We start from the raw sequence: 16,680 nt of genomic DNA, 5'->3' as shown, positions 1-16,680 counted from the left end.
CATTATCGATAACCAGTTTACTTTACCCGCCTGGGCTACTGGGGAAAAGCGTGCGTTGTTCAATAATTTGTTGAGTCGCGCGACGAATCAGCCGTACTGACTCACCGTGCGCCTTTGCTAACGGTTGGTTTTGGAAGGCCCAGGTGATCAACTGCTGGTGAGCTATTTGTGCCTCTTGCGCTAATGACCAATGGCTAGCCTCTCTGGCCAGCGCCTGAAGCGACGCCCTTGCCAAGGCAGGGTCGCGGTGCGCATACGCCACATCGTCCACCGCCTGAATCTCAGCGTTGCTAAGCGGCAAACGAGGCAAGGATGGCAGCAGTAACGCGACGATCGGCGCAGGCAGTGTCGCTAACTCAAAGGCCAATAGCGTTATCAACGAGGCCGCAAAGGTATCACGCAGCGATGCTAGCACGGCCTGCCCTTCGCTGGTCAGCGCGCGAGCCACCATAATGGCGTACTCGCCGGTAGCCGTTTCTCGGGTGATGCCTAAACGAACAGGCGTAAACCCGAGCGCCAGCCAAAAACGCAGCAGCGATGCTTCGGCACCAAAGGTAGCCCCGTAAAGCGCGACACCCTGCTGACGAGCGTTGGCTATATCCTCTTCTAACAACCTGCGCCCTAATCCTTCACGCCGCCGCTCTGGATGGGTAGCAATGCGTGCTACCCGCCGCCAGCGCGAGGTTAACGCCTCACGGCTACCACTGTGAGCCGCCAACGATTGGGCCAGCAGATGGCCTTGAGGGCGTCGCTCGCCGCGTGCCACTTGCTCAGCAAGTGCGGCATTAAAGCCGCCCTCTTCACGGGTCACCAAAACGGCCTGGGGCTCTTGTGCTGCAATGATTGTACGAATGGCGGTACCAGGGCCATCTAACAGTTGGCGTAAATCACTAGGCGTGGTGCGATAGTGGGACTGCACCAGCAAGCCAAACAGCTTCGCTAACAACTCACGCTGCTTGGCTAACTGGGCCTGAGTCAACAGCATAGAGGCCGTCGGGCAATGAGTACTGGCGTGTGCCTCAGGCAACGGAGCGTTGAGCAGTAGCAACGTTTGAATAGTCGCTTCTAAAGGGTCTCCCACTGACCAGCGAACAGGGGTATCTAACGGTAACTCTCGCCATTGAGGAGCGGTTCGATTGAGCACCTCGCGAAAACGTAGTGCAAAACCGCGCCCTGAGCCTTCATAGCCATGCACGGTAGTTGCAAACGCGATACGTGGAAAGGCAGCAAGCCAGTGGGCTAACATTGCCGCAGGAATGGCCGCTGCCTCATCGACGAGTAAATAGCTGCCGCTACCACCGTGTCTTGCCTGATCAACCTGTTCGTTAAGCGCATCAGGTGCAAGGAAACACAGCGAGCTGCCGTTCGGCAGTTCAAACCGCGCAGGGCTGAGGCGTTGACCTTGCGGACATAGCGCTACTACGCGCGCAAACAAGCTTTCCACGGCACTCAGCCGAGGTGCCGTCACCACCAGTTGCGTTACGCTTTTTTGTAGCAGTCGAGCACAAGCAATACCCAATGCAGCGCTTTTACCCCGCCCACGATCCGCCGTAATAACCAATGGCCGGCGACGCTTTAGTTTTACTAACGCATTCACTGTACGAGCCTGGTCAGCCGTCAAACAGTCTGCATCGTCAAACGGAGTCGCACGCAGGTCTCGAAGCGACAGCCTGGGCAGCGAGAGGCTACCGTTTACCTTCCAGCGAACAATAGTGCTCTCACCCGTTAGTTGAAACGCTAACCGTTTAAGGTAATGGGCACTCAGCGAATCCCATTGCCACGGGTAATCAGCAAAACGGGCATAATCAGGATCAGGCTGTTCACCCCAATTGTCTGGCGTGATAATGACCAATAACCCACCAGCACTGACGGTACCTGCTAATGCGCCGAGCGCATCTGGATCTAACCCTTGGCTACCACTAGCATCTAGGACGATTAGCTGATGCTCCGCACCTAGCCGTGTACGAGCTTTACCGGCTGGTAAACACGCCGCCACTGGCGTCTCATGCTCAGCGCCCACCCACAGCGGTGCTTGCCACGTTTGCGCTTCCCACAACCGTTGCGCCTGCTGGCGGGCCTTATCAGGCGGCCCATATAGCCATACGAGCGCCCGCCAACGGCGGCGCTGCAATCGGATGGCATGATGAACCAAGGCTGATACCTGCTTAATGGCAGCGTTGGGTGTGTCAACGCGGCAGCCTGCTCGCATAGCAACTCCTGAGCTTGTGTTTTGCTTACAACTTTGGTTGTAGATTCGCGTAATTTTCAACGCTCTTAGAACTAACCATAAGGTTAAGAAAGTTACTAAAAAATATACAAATAATTGTTTTTAATGAGCTAAATTTCCCAACAAAACTTCTGCTACGACGTTAAATTCCTTGAGTTACTGATATTGCGCTGCAGCGGGGGGAGTGTGCTAGCTTAGCGAGGCAGCCTAGCGCCGTTTACTTTACGTAAACGTAAGCCACACTCACTGCACTTTCCTGCTTTCAGGTAATAAACACTAATAACGCCAACCGCCAAAGTACCAGGAAACATACAATGAAAAAGACCACTAAATTCGCACTAACCAGCCTCGCCGCTGGTGTCGCTTTCGCCGCCCTCACCTCCACTGCTCAAGCGCAGGAACAGTGGACAATGACGACTACCTGGCCCGAAAACCTTGACCTGATTAAGGTTGATCAGCACTGGGCAGAGCTTGTCAACCAGCTTGCAGGTGACGAAGTACAAATTAACTTCCGTGCAGGCGGCACGCTCATGCCTGGCACTGAAGTGTTCGACGCTACCGAAACCGGCGCTATCCAAGCCTCTGGCGATTGGCCAGGCTACTGGGCCGGCTTGAATCCAGCATTCTCTCCTCTGGCCACCACTACCAGTCTGTTTAACGGCGTGGATTACTTGAACTGGATTCAACAATGGGGCGGTTTTGAGCTCTATCAAGAAATCTACGGCCAGTACAACATGGTGTACTTGCCCTACGGCATTACCAACAACGAATCTGGCTTTATGGGCCGCACACCGATTGAGAGCATCGCAGACCTTGAAGGTAAGCGTTTGCGTCTATCGGGACGCGATCAGGGCCGAGTGCTCGAAGAGCTAGGCGGCTCCCAGGTCACCCTGGCTGGTGGTGAAGTGTATCAAGCGATTGAACGCGGCGTAATTGATGCCGGTGAGTTCTCGACTCCAGGCGTTGATTTTAAAGCCGGTTTTGCTGAAGTTGCTGATTACTGGGCGACACCTGGCTGGCACCAGTCGGCAAGCGTTTTCGGCGTTATGATTAACAAAGACGCTTGGGATGCCCTGTCTGAAGAAACCCAGACTAAGCTAAAAATAGCTGCTGAAGCCACCATGGCTTGGTCACTTTCCTGGTCGGAGCGTGAATCTACCGAAGCGACCCAGAAGTTTATTGATGCGGGCGTCACCATCAACCAATTCTCAGAAGAAGACTTGGCGCGCATCCAGGAAATCACCAACGATGTCATCGTACGTGGCGCGTGTGAAAACTCCGACCACGCGAAGGTCTATCACTCCATGATTACCTATCTACAAGAGTACGCTGTATGGCGTGATGTTACTGCGCCATTCAACATGAGTCGTACGATGGACAACCTGCCCTCATTGGAAGAGATCGAAGCCTGCCTATAAGGCGTTTAAGTGCCGCCCCTGCGCTGTGGGGGCGGTTATTGCTTAGCTGCGGAGACCTTCCATGAACGCGATTGCCAAGGCGATCGATGCAATTAACGAGCTGCTGGGCCGCATCATTGCACCGTTAATTGCCATCATTACTCTAATAGTGCTTTACGACATTGTGTCGCGCTTCTTCTTTGGCCGTCCTAGCGACTGGGCGTTTGATGTCACCAAAATGCTGTTCGGCGCTCACTTTATGCTGATGGCCGCCTATGGGTTGCGCCACCACGCCCACGTGGAAGTCGACGTTATTAAACGTCTGCTATCACGTAAAAAGCAGGCCGTACTAGAGCTACTCGGCTACTTGATATTCTTTGTACCCTTTATCTGGCTGTTATTGACCTACGGCTGGCGCTTTTTCGAGCGTTCATTCAGTCGAGGCGAAACGACCTACGGAATGGTCTCAATCCCGGTGTATCCGGTAAAAGGCGTTATCGTAGTCGCTGCTGTGCTTATCTTGTTGCAGGCGGTTGCTATCGTTCTGCGCGCCATTATGCAGCTGCGTGAGGAGACATCCGCATGAGTGCAGAACTACTGACGCTGATAATGTTTGGTGGCCTTTTAGTTGGCCTGTTTATGGGTCATCCGCTTGCCTTCGTATTGGGTGGCATGGCTGTCATCGGCGCATATTTAGGGCCGGGCATTAATACCTTGGGTATCATCATTAACAACGTCTATGGCAATGCTATGGACAACTATGTACTAGTGGCGATACCACTGTTTATTCTAATGGCGCGTTTCCTGAACGACTCAGGCGTCACCGAAAAAATGTTTGATGCCATGCGCTTGCTGCTGGCGAATCTACGTGGTGGGTTAGCGCTTACTGTGGTGGTTGTCTCTGTCTTACTTGCGGCTACCACCGGCATTGTCGGCGCGTCGATTGCCGTTATGGGCATGATTGCCTTAGTGCCAATGCTTAAGTATGGCTATAACAAAGAGCTAAGCGCGGGCGTCATCATGGCTAGCGGCTGCCTGGGCATTTTAATCCCTCCCAGCATTATGCTGATTTTGATGGCAAGCTACTCGCCTGTCTCAGTGGGCGCCCTCTTCGCTGGTGCGTTAGTCCCTGGCCTGATGTTGGGGGTGATGTATGCCCTATATGTGCTGGTAATCTGCTGGCTCAAACCTAGCTACGGCCCTAAAGTACCGGCAGAAGAGCGCGCCGAAGTCAGCACAAAACAGCTACTGATCATGCTGGGCAAATATGTTGTTCCCCCCATGTCGTTAATTCTCGGCGTCTTGGGGGCACTGTTTACCGGTGTGGCCACGGCGACAGAGGCATCCGCCATTGGTGTTTTTATCGCGTTCCTGCTGTTTTTAATTTTCGGCGACCGCAAACTATCAACCTGTTACAACACGCTAATTGAAGCTGGCAAAACCACGACGATGGTCATGTTAGTGCTCGTCGGGGCCACAGCATTCACTGGGGTATTCTCGATTGGCGGCGGGATGACCGTGATCAGTGACTTTGTACTGGCCATGCCGGGCGGCACCATTGGTGCACTGCTATTAATGCTGTTCCTGGTATTCATTCTCGGCATGTTCCTTGATTGGACTGGCATTGTATTACTTAGCTTCCCTATCATGCTGCCAATCATTTCGCAGATGGGCGTGGATGTACTGTGGTTCGTCGTCATGGTGGCGGTGGTGTTACAAACCTCCTTCTTAACACCGCCTTTTGGTTATGCGCTGTTCTATTTGAAAGGAGTGGCTCCACCAGGAGTCGAAATCATCGACCTATATAAAGCCGTCGTGCCATTTGTGGCCATCATCCTTTTCGCCTGCGTACTAATGGCTCTTTTCCCTAGTTTGATTACGGGATTACCTAGCATGCTGGTGGGCTACCAGTGATACCAAGCGACTGATGCCAAACGCACAACCTCCCCCCGCCTTGCGGGGGGATTTTTTTGATAGCCACAATGTTGGCTGCAGCAGCCTAACGCAAGTGATACTATTTGCAGCCGCTATTTTTTCGCATTGACGAGCCAAGCTGCCCCTCATCCAAGGAGACAACGACGTGTCTACGCCAGCTCGCCGCTCACCATCGGCTCTGCTTTCAGGTTTTGCGTCACGCATTTCACTATCGCTCAACCCTTGGTCAATCGCGCTTTTTTTGATCGCCCTTGTTGTCGCCCTGCCGATTATTGTGGTCCTCAGCCATATTTTTGTGCCGACAGAAGGCGTTTGGCAGCACCTTGCAAGCACGGTATTGCCACGTTATCTCTCTAATACTTTCTGGCTGGTGCTATGGGTTGGCATTGGCACTCTGATTACAGGCGCCGGGACTGCGTGGCTGGTGGTAATGTGCCGTTTTCCAGGCAAGCGCATATTTGAATGGGCGCTGCTGTTACCCCTGGCGGTACCAACGTATGTCATTGCCTACGCCTATACAGACTTTTTCCAAGTAGCCGGACCGCTACAAAGCATGTTACGTGAATGGTTTGACTGGCGAGTGGGCGATTACTATTTCCCCAATGTACGCTCACTCGGTGGCGCGGCCACACTGATTACCTTTGTGCTTTACCCGTACGTGTATTTGTTAGCTAGGGCTTCTTTTCTTGAGCAGTCGGTATGTGTATTAGATGTAGGCCGCACTCTGGGGCGTGGCCCCTGGCGCTTATTTGCCAGCGTGGCGCTGCCCCTCGCCCGCCCGGCATTAGTAGGCGGCGTTTCACTGGTACTGATGGAGACACTTAACGAATTTGGCGCAGTGCAGTTTTTTGGAGTAGATACCTTCACCACGGGGATCTATCGCACTTGGTTTGGCTTAGGTGAACCCGTCGCTGCCGCTCAGTTAGCCGCTTGTCTGCTGACCTTTGTCATTGTATTGGTTCTTCTAGAGCGCTATTCGCGGGGTAAACGGCGCTACTTCCATACCACTAACCGCTATCAGCAACTACCGGAATATCCGCTGCGTGGCTGGCATGCACTCGGTGCTACCCTGGCGTGTTTGCTGCCCATTGTTATCGGCTTTTTACTGCCCAGCGGTATTTTGCTCAATATGGCCATTGAAACGGGCGATAGCTTGTTTGGCACACGATTTATTGGCTTTGCTATGAATAGCCTGAGCCTCGCGACCGTGGCTGCATTGATTGCGGTAGGCTTAGCCGTACTCCTGAGCTACGGGGTTAGGCTCAACAATTCACCAAGCGCACGATTTTTCACCCGTATCGCCGCAATGGGCTATGCCATTCCTGGCTCGGTGGTTGCCGTGGGCATCCTGATTCCGTTTGCCTGGCTGGATAACTCGCTGAACATGTGGCTTCACGAACACTACGGAAAAATCATTGGCCTAGTATTTAGCGGTTCAGCGTTTATTTTGATTTACGCTTATGTCGTACGCTTTCTGGCCGTCTCGTTCAATGCGGTAGAAGCAAGCCTTGGCAAAGTAACACCGAGCATGGATGCCGCATCCCGCACCTTGGGTCAAACCGCTGGCGGTACACTGCGCCATATTCATACGCCGTTGATGCGTAGCAGTCTCCTGGCAGCAGGGATTCTGGTATTTGTCGATGTGATGAAAGAGTTGCCTGCCACGATCATCCTGCGCCCCTTCAACTTTGACACGCTAGCAGTACGCGCTCACAGCCTCGCCTCAGATGAACGCTTAGCTGAAGCGTCAACCGCCTCTCTGACCATTGTGGTCGTCGGCATCTTACCGGTGATTTTACTCAGCCTGGCAATGCGCCGGGCGCGCCCTGGTAGCCAAGCTGAGTAATGGAGGCGAGCAAGCGCTGAACAGCGAACACTTAACGCGGAAAGATAAATACCTGGGAGTGGTCCAAGTCGATATCAATCGGCTGGCCCTCCTGGGGTAAAAACACGCCTGGCACGCGGGCGTGAAGGTGGGCTTCCTGACCATCTTCTCCATGCGCACATAAGTGAATAAGGCTGGAACGCCCTAGCAGCTTGGCCATAACCACATGGCTGTGACTATGCGACTCGACGGGTAAGTCACGCTCTTTAATGCGCAGTGCTTCGGGGCGAATCATCACCTGAACGTGACTACCTTCTGGTAACCAGCTGGCATCTACCGGCCCAACGGGCGTAGCGACAAAGCCCCCTTTCACAATACCGCTTAACTCATTCACCTCGCCAAAAAACGTCACCACAAAGGGAGCCACTGGCGCACAATAAAGCTCACGGGGAGTGCCCGTCTGCACAATTTCGCCATCCCGCATTAGTGCGATGCGGTCCGCCATAAACATGGCTTCTTCAGGATCGTGGGTCACGAGCAGAGTCGCTGAGCCGAGTTTTTTCAACACGTGTAGCGTATCGTCTCGGATGCGATCACGTAGCCGCGCATCAAGGCTCGAAAAGGGTTCATCCAACAACATTAATTTAGGCGTGGGTGCCAGCGCTCGCGCCAGCGCAACGCGCTGCTGCTGTCCACCTGACAACATGTGTGGATAGCTCTCGGCGTAGTCGGCCATGCCAAGTTGAGCCAGCAGTTCCAGCGCACGCTCCCGGCGCTGGCTAGAGGGCAAATTTTTCAGACCGAAGGTAACATTTTCTAGCACGCTAAGATGTGGAAACAAGGCTGAGTCTTGGAAAGCGAGACCAACATTGCGCTTTTCTGGTGGCACATGGCGCTTACCGGGTGCCGCAATGGATAGGCCATCAAGACTAACCGTGCCTTCCTGCACGACCTCTAAGCCCGCAGCAATCCGAAGCAGTGTGGTTTTGCCGCAGCCAGAAGGGCCCAGTAAACACACAACCTCGCCTGGAGCGATATCAAGATCAATGCCTTTCACCACTTTATTAGCCGCGAACGTGTGCTGAATACCACGAAGCGACAGTGCTGATGCAGGCGCCGACACATCGGAAAGTGACACAGTTGCCGTCATTATTTCACCATTGTCTCGTCCACCCGCGACATGATAAACGCATGCCGCTGCGAACACGGTTGAAAGTTATTTGCATTCTATTTTCTATTGAGTAGAGATGCACGTTTCTTGCTAAACAGCGGATGCGTGTCATTAGCATTTGACTTGACGCCAACCAAGAGAAGCGTTTCAATACGTCACGTCGCTAATGCAACTTATTATCATAAACATTCAGGGTATTTGTTATGAACAAAGCACGTCTTACGGCTACCGTAGCTGCCATTATGGCAGGTTCTGCTTTTGCAGGTAGCGCGCTCGCTAACGAGGTCAACATTTACTCCGCCCGCCATTACGACTCTGATGAGATTCTCTACAAAGCGTTCACTGAAGAGACTGGCATCGAAGTTAATGTGCTGGAAGGCGACTCTGACCAGTTGATGGAGCGCATGCAGCGTGAAGGCATTGCTAGCCCTGCCGACGTGATGCTTACCGTTGATGCAGGCCGCTTATGGCGCGCCGAGCAGGACGGCCTTTTTCAAAGCGTAGAGTCTGACGTGCTTAACGAGCGCCTGCCAGAATCAATGCGTCACCCTGAAGGTTTGTGGTTTGGCTTTAGCCAGCGCGCACGGGTTATTTTCTACAACCGTGAGAACTTTGACCCCAGCCAAATCACCTCTTATGAAGACCTGGCCGATCCGCAGTTTGAAGGCCAAGTATGCATTCGCTCTTCCAACAACATTTATAACCAGTCGCTGCTAGCGTCATTGATTGAGCACCACGGCGCAGAAGGTGCGGAAGAGTGGGCCCAAGGTGTTGTAAATAATATGGCGCGCGACCCAGAAGGCGGCGATACCGATCAGATTCTTGGTGTTGCCAGCGGTGAGTGTGACTTAGCGGTTGCAAACCACTATTACTATGTTCGCATGCTGCATTCCGATGAAGATGCCGACCGCGAAGCCGCACGCAAAGTGGGGGTGATTTTCCCCAACCAGGATGACCGTGGTACTCACGTCAACGTTGGCGGCGCTGGCTTAGTAGCGAACGCGCAAAACCCAGAAAACGGCATTCGTTTCCTGGAGTTCTTAGCCTCTGACGAAGCTCAGGAAGTGCTGGCTGACCGTAACTACGAGTTCCCCGTTGTGGAAGGCATCAAGAAAAACCCGGTGCTTGAATCTTGGGGTGATTTCGCTAAAGACGATATCAACATCAGCATCTTGGGTGAAAATAACCCAGAAGCGATCCGTATCTTCGATCGTGTAAGCTGGCGTTAAGCTCTGCGGCTCTTAAGGCTCAGGACTTAAGGGCTTCAAGCCTATCGTTAAAAAACCCCTGCAGCTCAGCTGCAGGGGTTTTTATTGGGTTGTCGGTCACGACCCCGTAACGCCGTTTAAACCTTACCCAGCTTAGTCGGCTTCATGCTAGTGGTTAAGACTAGTGGGCTTCATCCCAGTTGCTGCCGCTTTCGGCTTCAACAATCAGCGGCACACTAAGCGTGGCAGCGGCCTGCATGCGCGTTTGGACCTGCTCAATAAACGCTTCAACTTGCCCTTCAGCCACCTCAAACACTAGCTCATCGTGCACCTGCATAACCATAAGGGCATCAAACTCCCCTTCAGCAAGCCAGGCATCGACATCAATCATCGCCTGCTTGATGATATCCGCCGCCGTGCCCTGCATAGGCGCGTTAATGGCAGTGCGTTCAGCGCCCTGACGGCGGTTGCGGTTTTGCGAGTGGATCTCTGGCAGGTACAGCCGTCGCCCTAGCACGGTTTCAACAAAACCATCTTCCGCGGCTTGGGTGCGAATACGATCCATATAGCGAGCAACGCCAGGATAACGGTCAAAATAGCGGTCGATGTAGGTTTGCGCCTGATTGCGATCAATATGCAGCTGGCGTGACAGGCCCCAAGCGCTCATGCCGTAAATCAGGCCAAAGTTGATCGCTTTAGCGCTGCGCCGCTGGTCGGCGGAGACCTTTTCAAGCGCAGTACCAAATACTTCGGCAGCGGTCGCTGTATGGATATCGCGCCCTTCCGCAAACGCTTCCAGAAGTCCTTTATCTTCAGAAAGGTGCGCCATAATACGCAGCTCAATTTGCGAGTAGTCTGCCGCCACAATGCGGTAGCCTGGGCGCGCCACAAACGCTTGGCGGATTTTACGTCCTTCTTCCGTACGAATCGGGATGTTTTGCAGGTTGGGGTCAGACGACGAAAGACGCCCTGTCGCCGTTACCGCTTGGTGGTAGCTAGTATGCACCCGCCCAGTGGTTTTATTGAGCAAGCGCGGCAGCTTATCGGTATAGGTGGATTTTAGCTTCGCCAGTCCCCGGTGCTGCATAATCACCTTGGGCAAGGGGTAATCCAGCGCCAACTCCTCTAGCACTGCCTCTGCGGTCGAAGGTGCGCCTTTGGGCGTTTTCTTGATCACCGGAATTTTCTGCTCTTCGAACAGAATCTGCCCCAGCTGTTTGGGCGAACCAAGGTTAAATTCACGACCAGCTAACTCGAAGGCTTCGCTTTCAAGCTCACGAATACGGCGCTCTAGTTGCTGGCTTTGCTCGTGCAGACGTTCGGCATCCAGCGCAACGCCATTGCGTTCAATCCGCGACAAGACGTTAATCAGCGGCAGCTCAAGATGATCCAACACGTCCGCCAAACGCCCTTCCCGCTCCACCTGAGGGCGCAGTATTTCTTGCAGCCGCAGCGTGATATCGACATCTTCACAGGCATAAGGAACCGCTTGCTCTAAGGCGATCTGATTAAACGTGAGCTGCTTGGCACCCTTTCCAGCGATCTCTTCGAAAGAGATGGTTTTTTCGCCCAAATACTTCAGCGCCAGCGAATCCATATCATGACGCGTGGCGGTGGAATTCAACACGTACGAGGCTAGCATAGTGTCGGCAAGCGGCCCCACCACGCGAATATCATAGTTTGCCAGCACGGAAATATCGTACTTAAGGTTCTGACCAATTTTGGTTTTTTCAGGATCTTCCAGCAGCGGCTTTAATGCCTGCAGAACCTGTTGACGATCAAGCTGAGCGGGGGCATCCAGGTAGTCATGGGCCAGTGGGATATAGGCGGCTTCACCAGCTTCCAGTGCCAAGCCAACGCCGACAATATCGGCGTCCATATAATTCAGGCTGGTCGTTTCTAAGTCGAAGCAAAAGCGCTTGGCTTTTCTGAGTCGCGCTAGCCATGCATCAAACTCAGCTTGCTCAACGATGACGTGATCATGCCGCTGGCTGGAAGTCGCAGCGCTATCAGCCACCTCATTAGCAGCGTTATCAGGCGCAGGCTCGCCACCCTTTACATCATCGACGCCCTCGTCGCTACCTGCCAGTAGCTCAGCCAACCACTGCTTGAACTCCATTTCTTTATAGAGTTCTACCAGCGCCTCACGGTCGGGATGCGCAATATCCAAGTCATCCAGCCCCACGGGCAGCTCGCAGTCGGTTTTAATGGTTGCTAGCTGATAAGAGAGAAAGGCCTGTTCACGGTGCTCTTCCAGCTTCTTGGGTAACGTTTTCGCACCACGGAAGCTGAGTGTCTTGACGCGCTCAAGATCTCCGTAAATTGTCTCTAAACCACCTTCCATGCCTTGCAACAGGCCAATGGCCGTCTTTTCGCCCACCCCCGGCACACCGGGAATGTTATCAACCTTGTCCCCCATCAGTGCCAAAAAATCAATGATCAGTGAGGGGGGAAGACCAAATTTCTCTTTGACGCCCGTTTCGTCGAGGGTCTCTTCTTTCATGGTGTTGACCAATGTAATGTGGTCATTCACCAGCTGCGCCATATCTTTATCGCCAGTCGAAATCACCGCATCACGACCCGCCTGGGTGGCACGATGGGCCAGAGTGCCAATCACGTCGTCGGCTTCAACGCCTTCAATGCACAGTAGCGGTAAGCCTAGCGCTTTTACACAAGCGTGCAGCGGCTTAATTTGGCTGCGCAGGTCGTCGGGCATAGGTGGCCGATGAGCTTTATAGTCGCTGTACATCTCATCGCGGAAGGTTTTTCCTGGCGCATCAAACACCACCGCCATTGGGCTTTCCGGGTAGTCTTTAATCAGCCGCTTGAGCATATTTAATACGCCTTTCACGGCTCCCGTAGGCTGGCCGTTGGAGGTCGTTAACGGTGGCAACGCATGAAAAGCGCGATATAGGTACGATGAGCCATCGACAAGCACGATTGGGGCACGGGCCATAACCAATTCCATTGTTAGCAACACAGTAAGAAAGTCTATTGGCTATGATACGCGTTCACGGCAATGACTGCAGAAACAACCGCTACGAATAACGCATTTCAAACTCACACAACGCTGCCAACTGACCCTGCAAGCCGCTACAATAATGGGCTTAGCAACCTGGGCGAGATTCTCATGGCTGTATTTACCCCGCTGAGCGACGTTCAGGTCGCCGCGTTTTTGGAAAAGTTTGATGTAGGCAGCTTCGTTTCGCTGCAAGGCGTTGCCGGTGGCACCGAAAACTCAACGTTTTTTGTGACCACCGATCGCCGCGAGCTGGTACTAACCCTGTTTGAACAGGGTGAACATGAAGAGCTGCCGTTTTTTGTCGAGCTGTTGGATTACCTGGATGAGCACCGTTTGCCGGTGCCCGGTACTATTCACGACCGCGAAGGGATTGCGCTACACAGTTTGGCAGGTAAGCCTGCTTTACTGTTTCCACGCTTACCCGGCAAGCATCCTAGCGCCCCTAACCTTGCCCAATGCCAAGCGCTGGGCAATACGTTGGGGCACTTGCATGTTGTCTCTCAGCGTTTTCCTGGCCATCGGCCAAACCCGCGCGACCTTCACTGGCTACGAGCGGTGCATCACAAGGTGCTAACCTATATTAGCCCTGATGACCAAACACTGATGAAAAATGAAGTCGATGACTTCGAAGGTGCCTTTAGCCAACACGGCGAGCTACCGCAAGGAGCGCTTCACGGCGATTTATTCCGTGATAACACGCTGTTTGAGGGCGACCAGCTAGGCGGTATTATCGATTTTTATAACGGCTGTACCGGCGATTTGCTATTTGATCTCGCCATCGTCATTAACGACTGGGCCACCAATGAGGATGGCACGTTGAATGCTGAGCGTTATGAAGCCATTCTGAGCGCTTACCAAGCACGTCGCCCTCTCATCGCTGATGAACGTGAATTATGGCCAGCCATGTTGCGCATGACGGCATTGCGATATTGGCTATCGCGCCTGCTAGTCGTCTATGTTGACCCGCCTGCCCATGACCTAACGCCTCATGACCCTGAGCGTTTCCGAACCATTTTAAAAGCGCGCATTGAATTTGGCGCACTACCGCTCCCAGAGGTTTCTTGATGATCGAATCGGTGACCACCAGCGCCCAGGCCTTACGCGCCCGACGCACATGGAATATTGACCAATGGGGCAGTGGCTACTTTGACGTGGATGACCACGGCCAAGCCTTGGTCCGCCCGCTTGGCAGCGACGCAGAAGGTCCAGCGCTACCGCTTAGCGGGCTTGTCCGTCAGTTGCAGACAGCGGGCCTGCGGTTGCCGGTGCTAGTAAGGTTTAGCGACATTCTGCATGACCGCGTAGAACAGCTGTGCGGTGCGTTTGATGTTGCGATGCAGGACATCGACTATCAGGGCGGCTACACAGCCGTTTATCCGATCAAAGTGAATCAGCAGCGCCGCGTGGTGGAAGAGATCCTCGCTACCTCCGAACGGGGTAATGGTCGCGTAGGCTTAGAAGCAGGCAGTAAACCGGAGCTACTGGCAGTGCTGGCGCTGTCGGATGGCGGCTCTTCGCTGATTGTCTGCAACGGTTATAAAGACCGCGAGTACGTTCGCTTAGCGCTGCTGGGTGAAAAGCTGGGGCATCGCGTTTATCTGGTTGTTGAGAAGCTGTCTGAGCTGGAGCTTATATTAGAAGAAGCTCGTGAGCTGGAAGTCACCCCGCGCATTGGTTTGCGGGCACGGCTTGCCTCAGTAGGAAAAGGTAAATGGCAAAACACCGGTGGCGAGAAGTCAAAATTTGGCCTGACTGCCAGCCAAATTCTTGACGTAGTCGCAACCTTGCGCGCTCAAAATGCGTTGGAAAGCTTGCAGTTAGTACACTTTCACCTCGGCTCGCAAATTGCCAATATTCGCGATATCCAGCGTGGCCTACGGGAGTGCGCCCGTTTTTACCAAAACCTAGTGAGCCTAGGGGCACCGGTTAATACCGTCGATGTTGGCGGCGGTCTAGGCATCGACTACGAAGGCACCCGCTCACGCAGCTACTGCTCAGCCAACTACTCCATGCAGGAGTATGCGCGCAACGTCGTGAGCGCCTTTGCGCAACTGTGTCAGGAGGCGGATCTGCCACAGCCCCACCTGATCAGCGAGTCAGGCCGTGCGCTAACCGCTCATCATGCCGTACTGATCACCAACGTGATTGGCGAAGAGCGCGTTAATGATTCGCCTCCAGAACGTTCCCCCCAGGAAGACCTTCAGGTGGAAGCTCTATGGCGGGTTTTTGAGCAGTTAGCCGAAAGCCAGGAGCCCCGTGTCTTAGTGGAAGCTTGGCATGACCTTCTGCAAGCGGTGAGTGAGCTGCAAGACCGTTTTGTAATGGGTTTAAGTGATATCAAGGCCCGTGCCGAAGGCGAACGGCTTTATATGGCGGCCTGTGCGCGCCTACGCGGCCAGCTCGATACCCGTAATCGCGCACACCGAGAAATTATGGACGAACTGGCTGAAAAGCTAGCCGACAAGCTGTTCGTCAACTTCTCATTATTTCAGTCGGTGCCTGACGTGTGGGGAATCGAACAGATATTCCCTGTTCTGCCGTTGAGCGGGCTAGACCAGCCCCCCACTCGTCGCGCGGTTATTCAGGATATTACCTGCGATTCAGATGGGCGCATTGATAGCTACGTAGATGGTCAAGGCGTGGAGAGCACTCTACCGCTGCCCGAGTGGGCGAGCGACGACGAGCGTTGGCTAGGTTTCTTCCTGGTAGGCGCCTATCAAGAAATTCTCGGCGACTTGCACAACCTGTTCGGCGATACCGATTCCGTCGATGCCGCACTGGGTGACGATGGCGATTGGGTCTTTTCTAACCTACAGGCAGGCGATACGGTGGCCGATGTTTTAGCCTACGTCAATTTTGATGCTCGAGTGCTTAAGCAGAAGCTCACCGAGCAACTGATCACTAGCGGCTTCTCAACCCAAGAACAGGAAAAGTTTGCCGCTAGCCTGAGCGAAGGCCTGGATGGCTACACCTATTTAGAATAGTGCTTATAGAATCGTGCTTATAGAACAGTACTTATAGAATAGGCCAACGAAAAAGCCACTGACGATGTCAGTGGCTTTTCGCATAACGGCTAACGCTTAGCTAGTGTGGTTTTGGCGTCACCGCCATCCAGCTACTCTACTACGCTAGTGGTGATTTCTAACCCACCGGTCAATGTTAAACGCAGCGTAGCTCCACGGGGCAGTTCACCGACGCCAGCAGGCGTACCTGTCAAAATCACGTCACCCGGCTCTAGGGTGAAATGACGACTCATTTCCGCTACCAATGTTGGGATGGCGAAGATCATATCGGCACCTTCTCCGTGCTGACGCTCTTCACCATCAATCTCAAGGGTAAATACCAGCGCGTTCCAATTGGGAATACGGCTTAGTGGCAAAAAAGGAGATAGGGGGCAAGCACCATCAAATGCTTTTGCTATTTCCCATGGGTGCCCCTTCTCTTTCAGCTTGGTTTGCACATCACGCAGCGTTAAATCCATCGCTAGGCCAATGCCCGCAATGGCACGCTCAGCTTCATCCTGGGTCGCGTGGGTCAGGGTCTCTCCCACCAAAAGCGCAAGCTCGGCTTCATAATGTACATCGCCCCGTGAAAACGGCGGATCAAGGGGTTTAGTCAAGTCCACCACACTGGTAGCGGGCTTGATAAATAACAGCGGCTCACTGGGAACTGGGTTATCCAGCTCTTTGGCATGGTCGGCATAGTTGCGGCCAACGCAGACGATTTTGCCCAACGCGTGGGGAAACTCCTGACCATCGGTAAACTGTGGAACAAAACGCATGGCGGTTCCTCTCCTTCTCATTATGCGTGCCGCATTCGCAACAACAGGCGCAACAGTCTACCCCAGCTATGCGTATGTTCCACACCCTCTTCGACAGCATTTTATTTATACCAC

At 53.5% G+C, this 16,680-nt stretch carries 11 protein-coding genes; 7 read left to right on the top strand and 4 right to left on the bottom strand.

Going from position 1 to position 16,680, the window contains the following annotated elements:
* Window positions 1–22: 22 nt before the first annotated feature.
* Entirely contained in the window at window positions 23–2,209 is a 2,187-nt protein-coding gene (locus HVE01_RS13945; protein WP_146944798.1) for a tRNA(Met) cytidine acetyltransferase TmcA domain-containing protein, read from the bottom strand.
* A 332-nt stretch (window positions 2,210–2,541) separates the two neighbouring features.
* On the opposite strand from HVE01_RS13945, the gene dctP reads away from it, so the two are divergent.
* The 4 genes from dctP to HVE01_RS13925 all read left to right on the top strand — a co-directional run bounded on the left by dctP (window position 2,542) and on the right by HVE01_RS13925 (window position 7,405).
* Window positions 2,542–3,645, top strand: coding sequence for a TRAP transporter substrate-binding protein DctP (gene dctP / locus HVE01_RS13940; RefSeq protein WP_125751509.1), 1,104 nt, complete (start codon window positions 2,542–2,544; stop codon window positions 3,643–3,645).
* A 61-nt stretch (window positions 3,646–3,706) separates the two neighbouring features.
* On the top strand, window positions 3,707–4,210 hold the full coding sequence (locus HVE01_RS13935) for a TRAP transporter small permease subunit (protein WP_146944796.1): 504 nt from the start codon (window positions 3,707–3,709) through the stop codon (window positions 4,208–4,210).
* Window positions 4,207–5,538: a TRAP transporter large permease gene (locus HVE01_RS13930; protein WP_198350412.1), complete on the top strand. Its 1,332-nt coding sequence runs from the start codon at window positions 4,207–4,209 to the stop codon at window positions 5,536–5,538. The genes HVE01_RS13935 and HVE01_RS13930 overlap by 4 nt, the downstream gene beginning before the upstream one ends.
* A 166-nt stretch (window positions 5,539–5,704) precedes the next feature.
* On the top strand, window positions 5,705–7,405 hold the full coding sequence (locus HVE01_RS13925; RefSeq protein WP_146944794.1) for an ABC transporter permease: 1,701 nt from the start codon (window positions 5,705–5,707) through the stop codon (window positions 7,403–7,405).
* Between the two features lie 31 nt (window positions 7,406–7,436).
* On the opposite strand, the gene HVE01_RS13920 is transcribed toward HVE01_RS13925, so the two are convergent.
* Window positions 7,437–8,534 carry an ABC transporter ATP-binding protein gene (locus HVE01_RS13920; protein WP_125751522.1) on the bottom strand — a complete coding sequence of 366 codons (1,098 nt, stop codon included), beginning with the start codon at window positions 8,532–8,534 and terminating at the stop codon, window positions 7,437–7,439.
* Between the two features lie 224 nt (window positions 8,535–8,758).
* On the opposite strand from HVE01_RS13920, the gene HVE01_RS13915 reads away from it, so the two are divergent.
* Window positions 8,759–9,784, top strand: a complete 1,026-nt coding sequence (locus tag HVE01_RS13915; protein WP_146944792.1) for a Fe(3+) ABC transporter substrate-binding protein — start codon at window positions 8,759–8,761, stop codon at window positions 9,782–9,784.
* 160 nt (window positions 9,785–9,944) lie between these two features.
* Here the strand turns inward: HVE01_RS13915 and polA are convergent, their stop codons facing one another.
* Window positions 9,945–12,719 (bottom strand): DNA polymerase I, encoded by a 2,775-nt coding sequence (polA, locus tag HVE01_RS13910; protein ID WP_146944790.1) that lies wholly within the window; start codon window positions 12,717–12,719, stop codon window positions 9,945–9,947.
* 174 nt (window positions 12,720–12,893) lie between these two features.
* Between polA and HVE01_RS13905 the strand changes: the two genes are divergently transcribed.
* Both HVE01_RS13905 and speA read left to right on the top strand, forming a co-directional pair.
* The gene (locus tag HVE01_RS13905) at window positions 12,894–13,850 is read left to right on the top strand and encodes a homoserine kinase (protein ID WP_146944788.1); all 957 of its coding nucleotides are present in this window, start codon (window positions 12,894–12,896) and stop codon (window positions 13,848–13,850) included.
* Window positions 13,850–15,769 (top strand): biosynthetic arginine decarboxylase, encoded by a 1,920-nt coding sequence (speA, locus tag HVE01_RS13900; protein WP_146944786.1) that lies wholly within the window; start codon window positions 13,850–13,852, stop codon window positions 15,767–15,769. The genes HVE01_RS13905 and speA overlap by 1 nt, the downstream gene beginning before the upstream one ends.
* Window positions 15,770–15,900: 131 nt before the next feature.
* Here speA and HVE01_RS13895 read toward each other — a convergent pair whose 3' ends face one another.
* Window positions 15,901–16,566 carry a fumarylacetoacetate hydrolase family protein gene (locus HVE01_RS13895; RefSeq protein WP_125751531.1) on the bottom strand — a complete coding sequence of 222 codons (666 nt, stop codon included), beginning with the start codon at window positions 16,564–16,566 and terminating at the stop codon, window positions 15,901–15,903.
* Between the last annotated feature and the right edge of the window lie 114 nt (window positions 16,567–16,680).

It is taken from the genome of Vreelandella venusta, from assembly GCF_007989605.1.
In the GTDB taxonomy this organism is placed as follows: Bacteria; Pseudomonadota; Gammaproteobacteria; order Pseudomonadales; family Halomonadaceae; genus Vreelandella; species Vreelandella venusta.
Note: the sequence above shows the minus strand (reverse complement) of the source record. Positions and strands in the feature narration are given on the sequence as shown.

What these genes read in the sequence shown, in the direction of transcription:
- HVE01_RS13895 (WP_125751531.1), bottom strand. Translation starts at nt 16,566, where the DNA reads ATGCGTTTTGTTCCACAGTTTACCGATGGTCAGGAGTTTCCCCACGCG.
- polA (WP_146944790.1), bottom strand. Translation starts at nt 12,719, where the DNA reads ATGGCCCGTGCCCCAATCGTGCTTGTCGATGGCTCATCGTACCTATAT.
- HVE01_RS13945 (WP_146944798.1), bottom strand. Translation starts at nt 2,209, where the DNA reads ATGCGAGCAGGCTGCCGCGTTGACACACCCAACGCTGCCATTAAGCAG.
- speA (WP_146944786.1), top strand. Translation starts at nt 13,850, where the DNA reads ATGATCGAATCGGTGACCACCAGCGCCCAGGCCTTACGCGCCCGACGC.
- HVE01_RS13905 (WP_146944788.1), top strand. Translation starts at nt 12,894, where the DNA reads ATGGCTGTATTTACCCCGCTGAGCGACGTTCAGGTCGCCGCGTTTTTG.
- HVE01_RS13935 (WP_146944796.1), top strand. Translation starts at nt 3,707, where the DNA reads ATGAACGCGATTGCCAAGGCGATCGATGCAATTAACGAGCTGCTGGGC.
- HVE01_RS13915 (WP_146944792.1), top strand. Translation starts at nt 8,759, where the DNA reads ATGAACAAAGCACGTCTTACGGCTACCGTAGCTGCCATTATGGCAGGT.
- HVE01_RS13930 (WP_198350412.1), top strand. Translation starts at nt 4,207, where the DNA reads ATGAGTGCAGAACTACTGACGCTGATAATGTTTGGTGGCCTTTTAGTT.
- HVE01_RS13920 (WP_125751522.1), bottom strand. Translation starts at nt 8,534, where the DNA reads ATGACGGCAACTGTGTCACTTTCCGATGTGTCGGCGCCTGCATCAGCA.
- dctP (WP_125751509.1), top strand. Translation starts at nt 2,542, where the DNA reads ATGAAAAAGACCACTAAATTCGCACTAACCAGCCTCGCCGCTGGTGTC.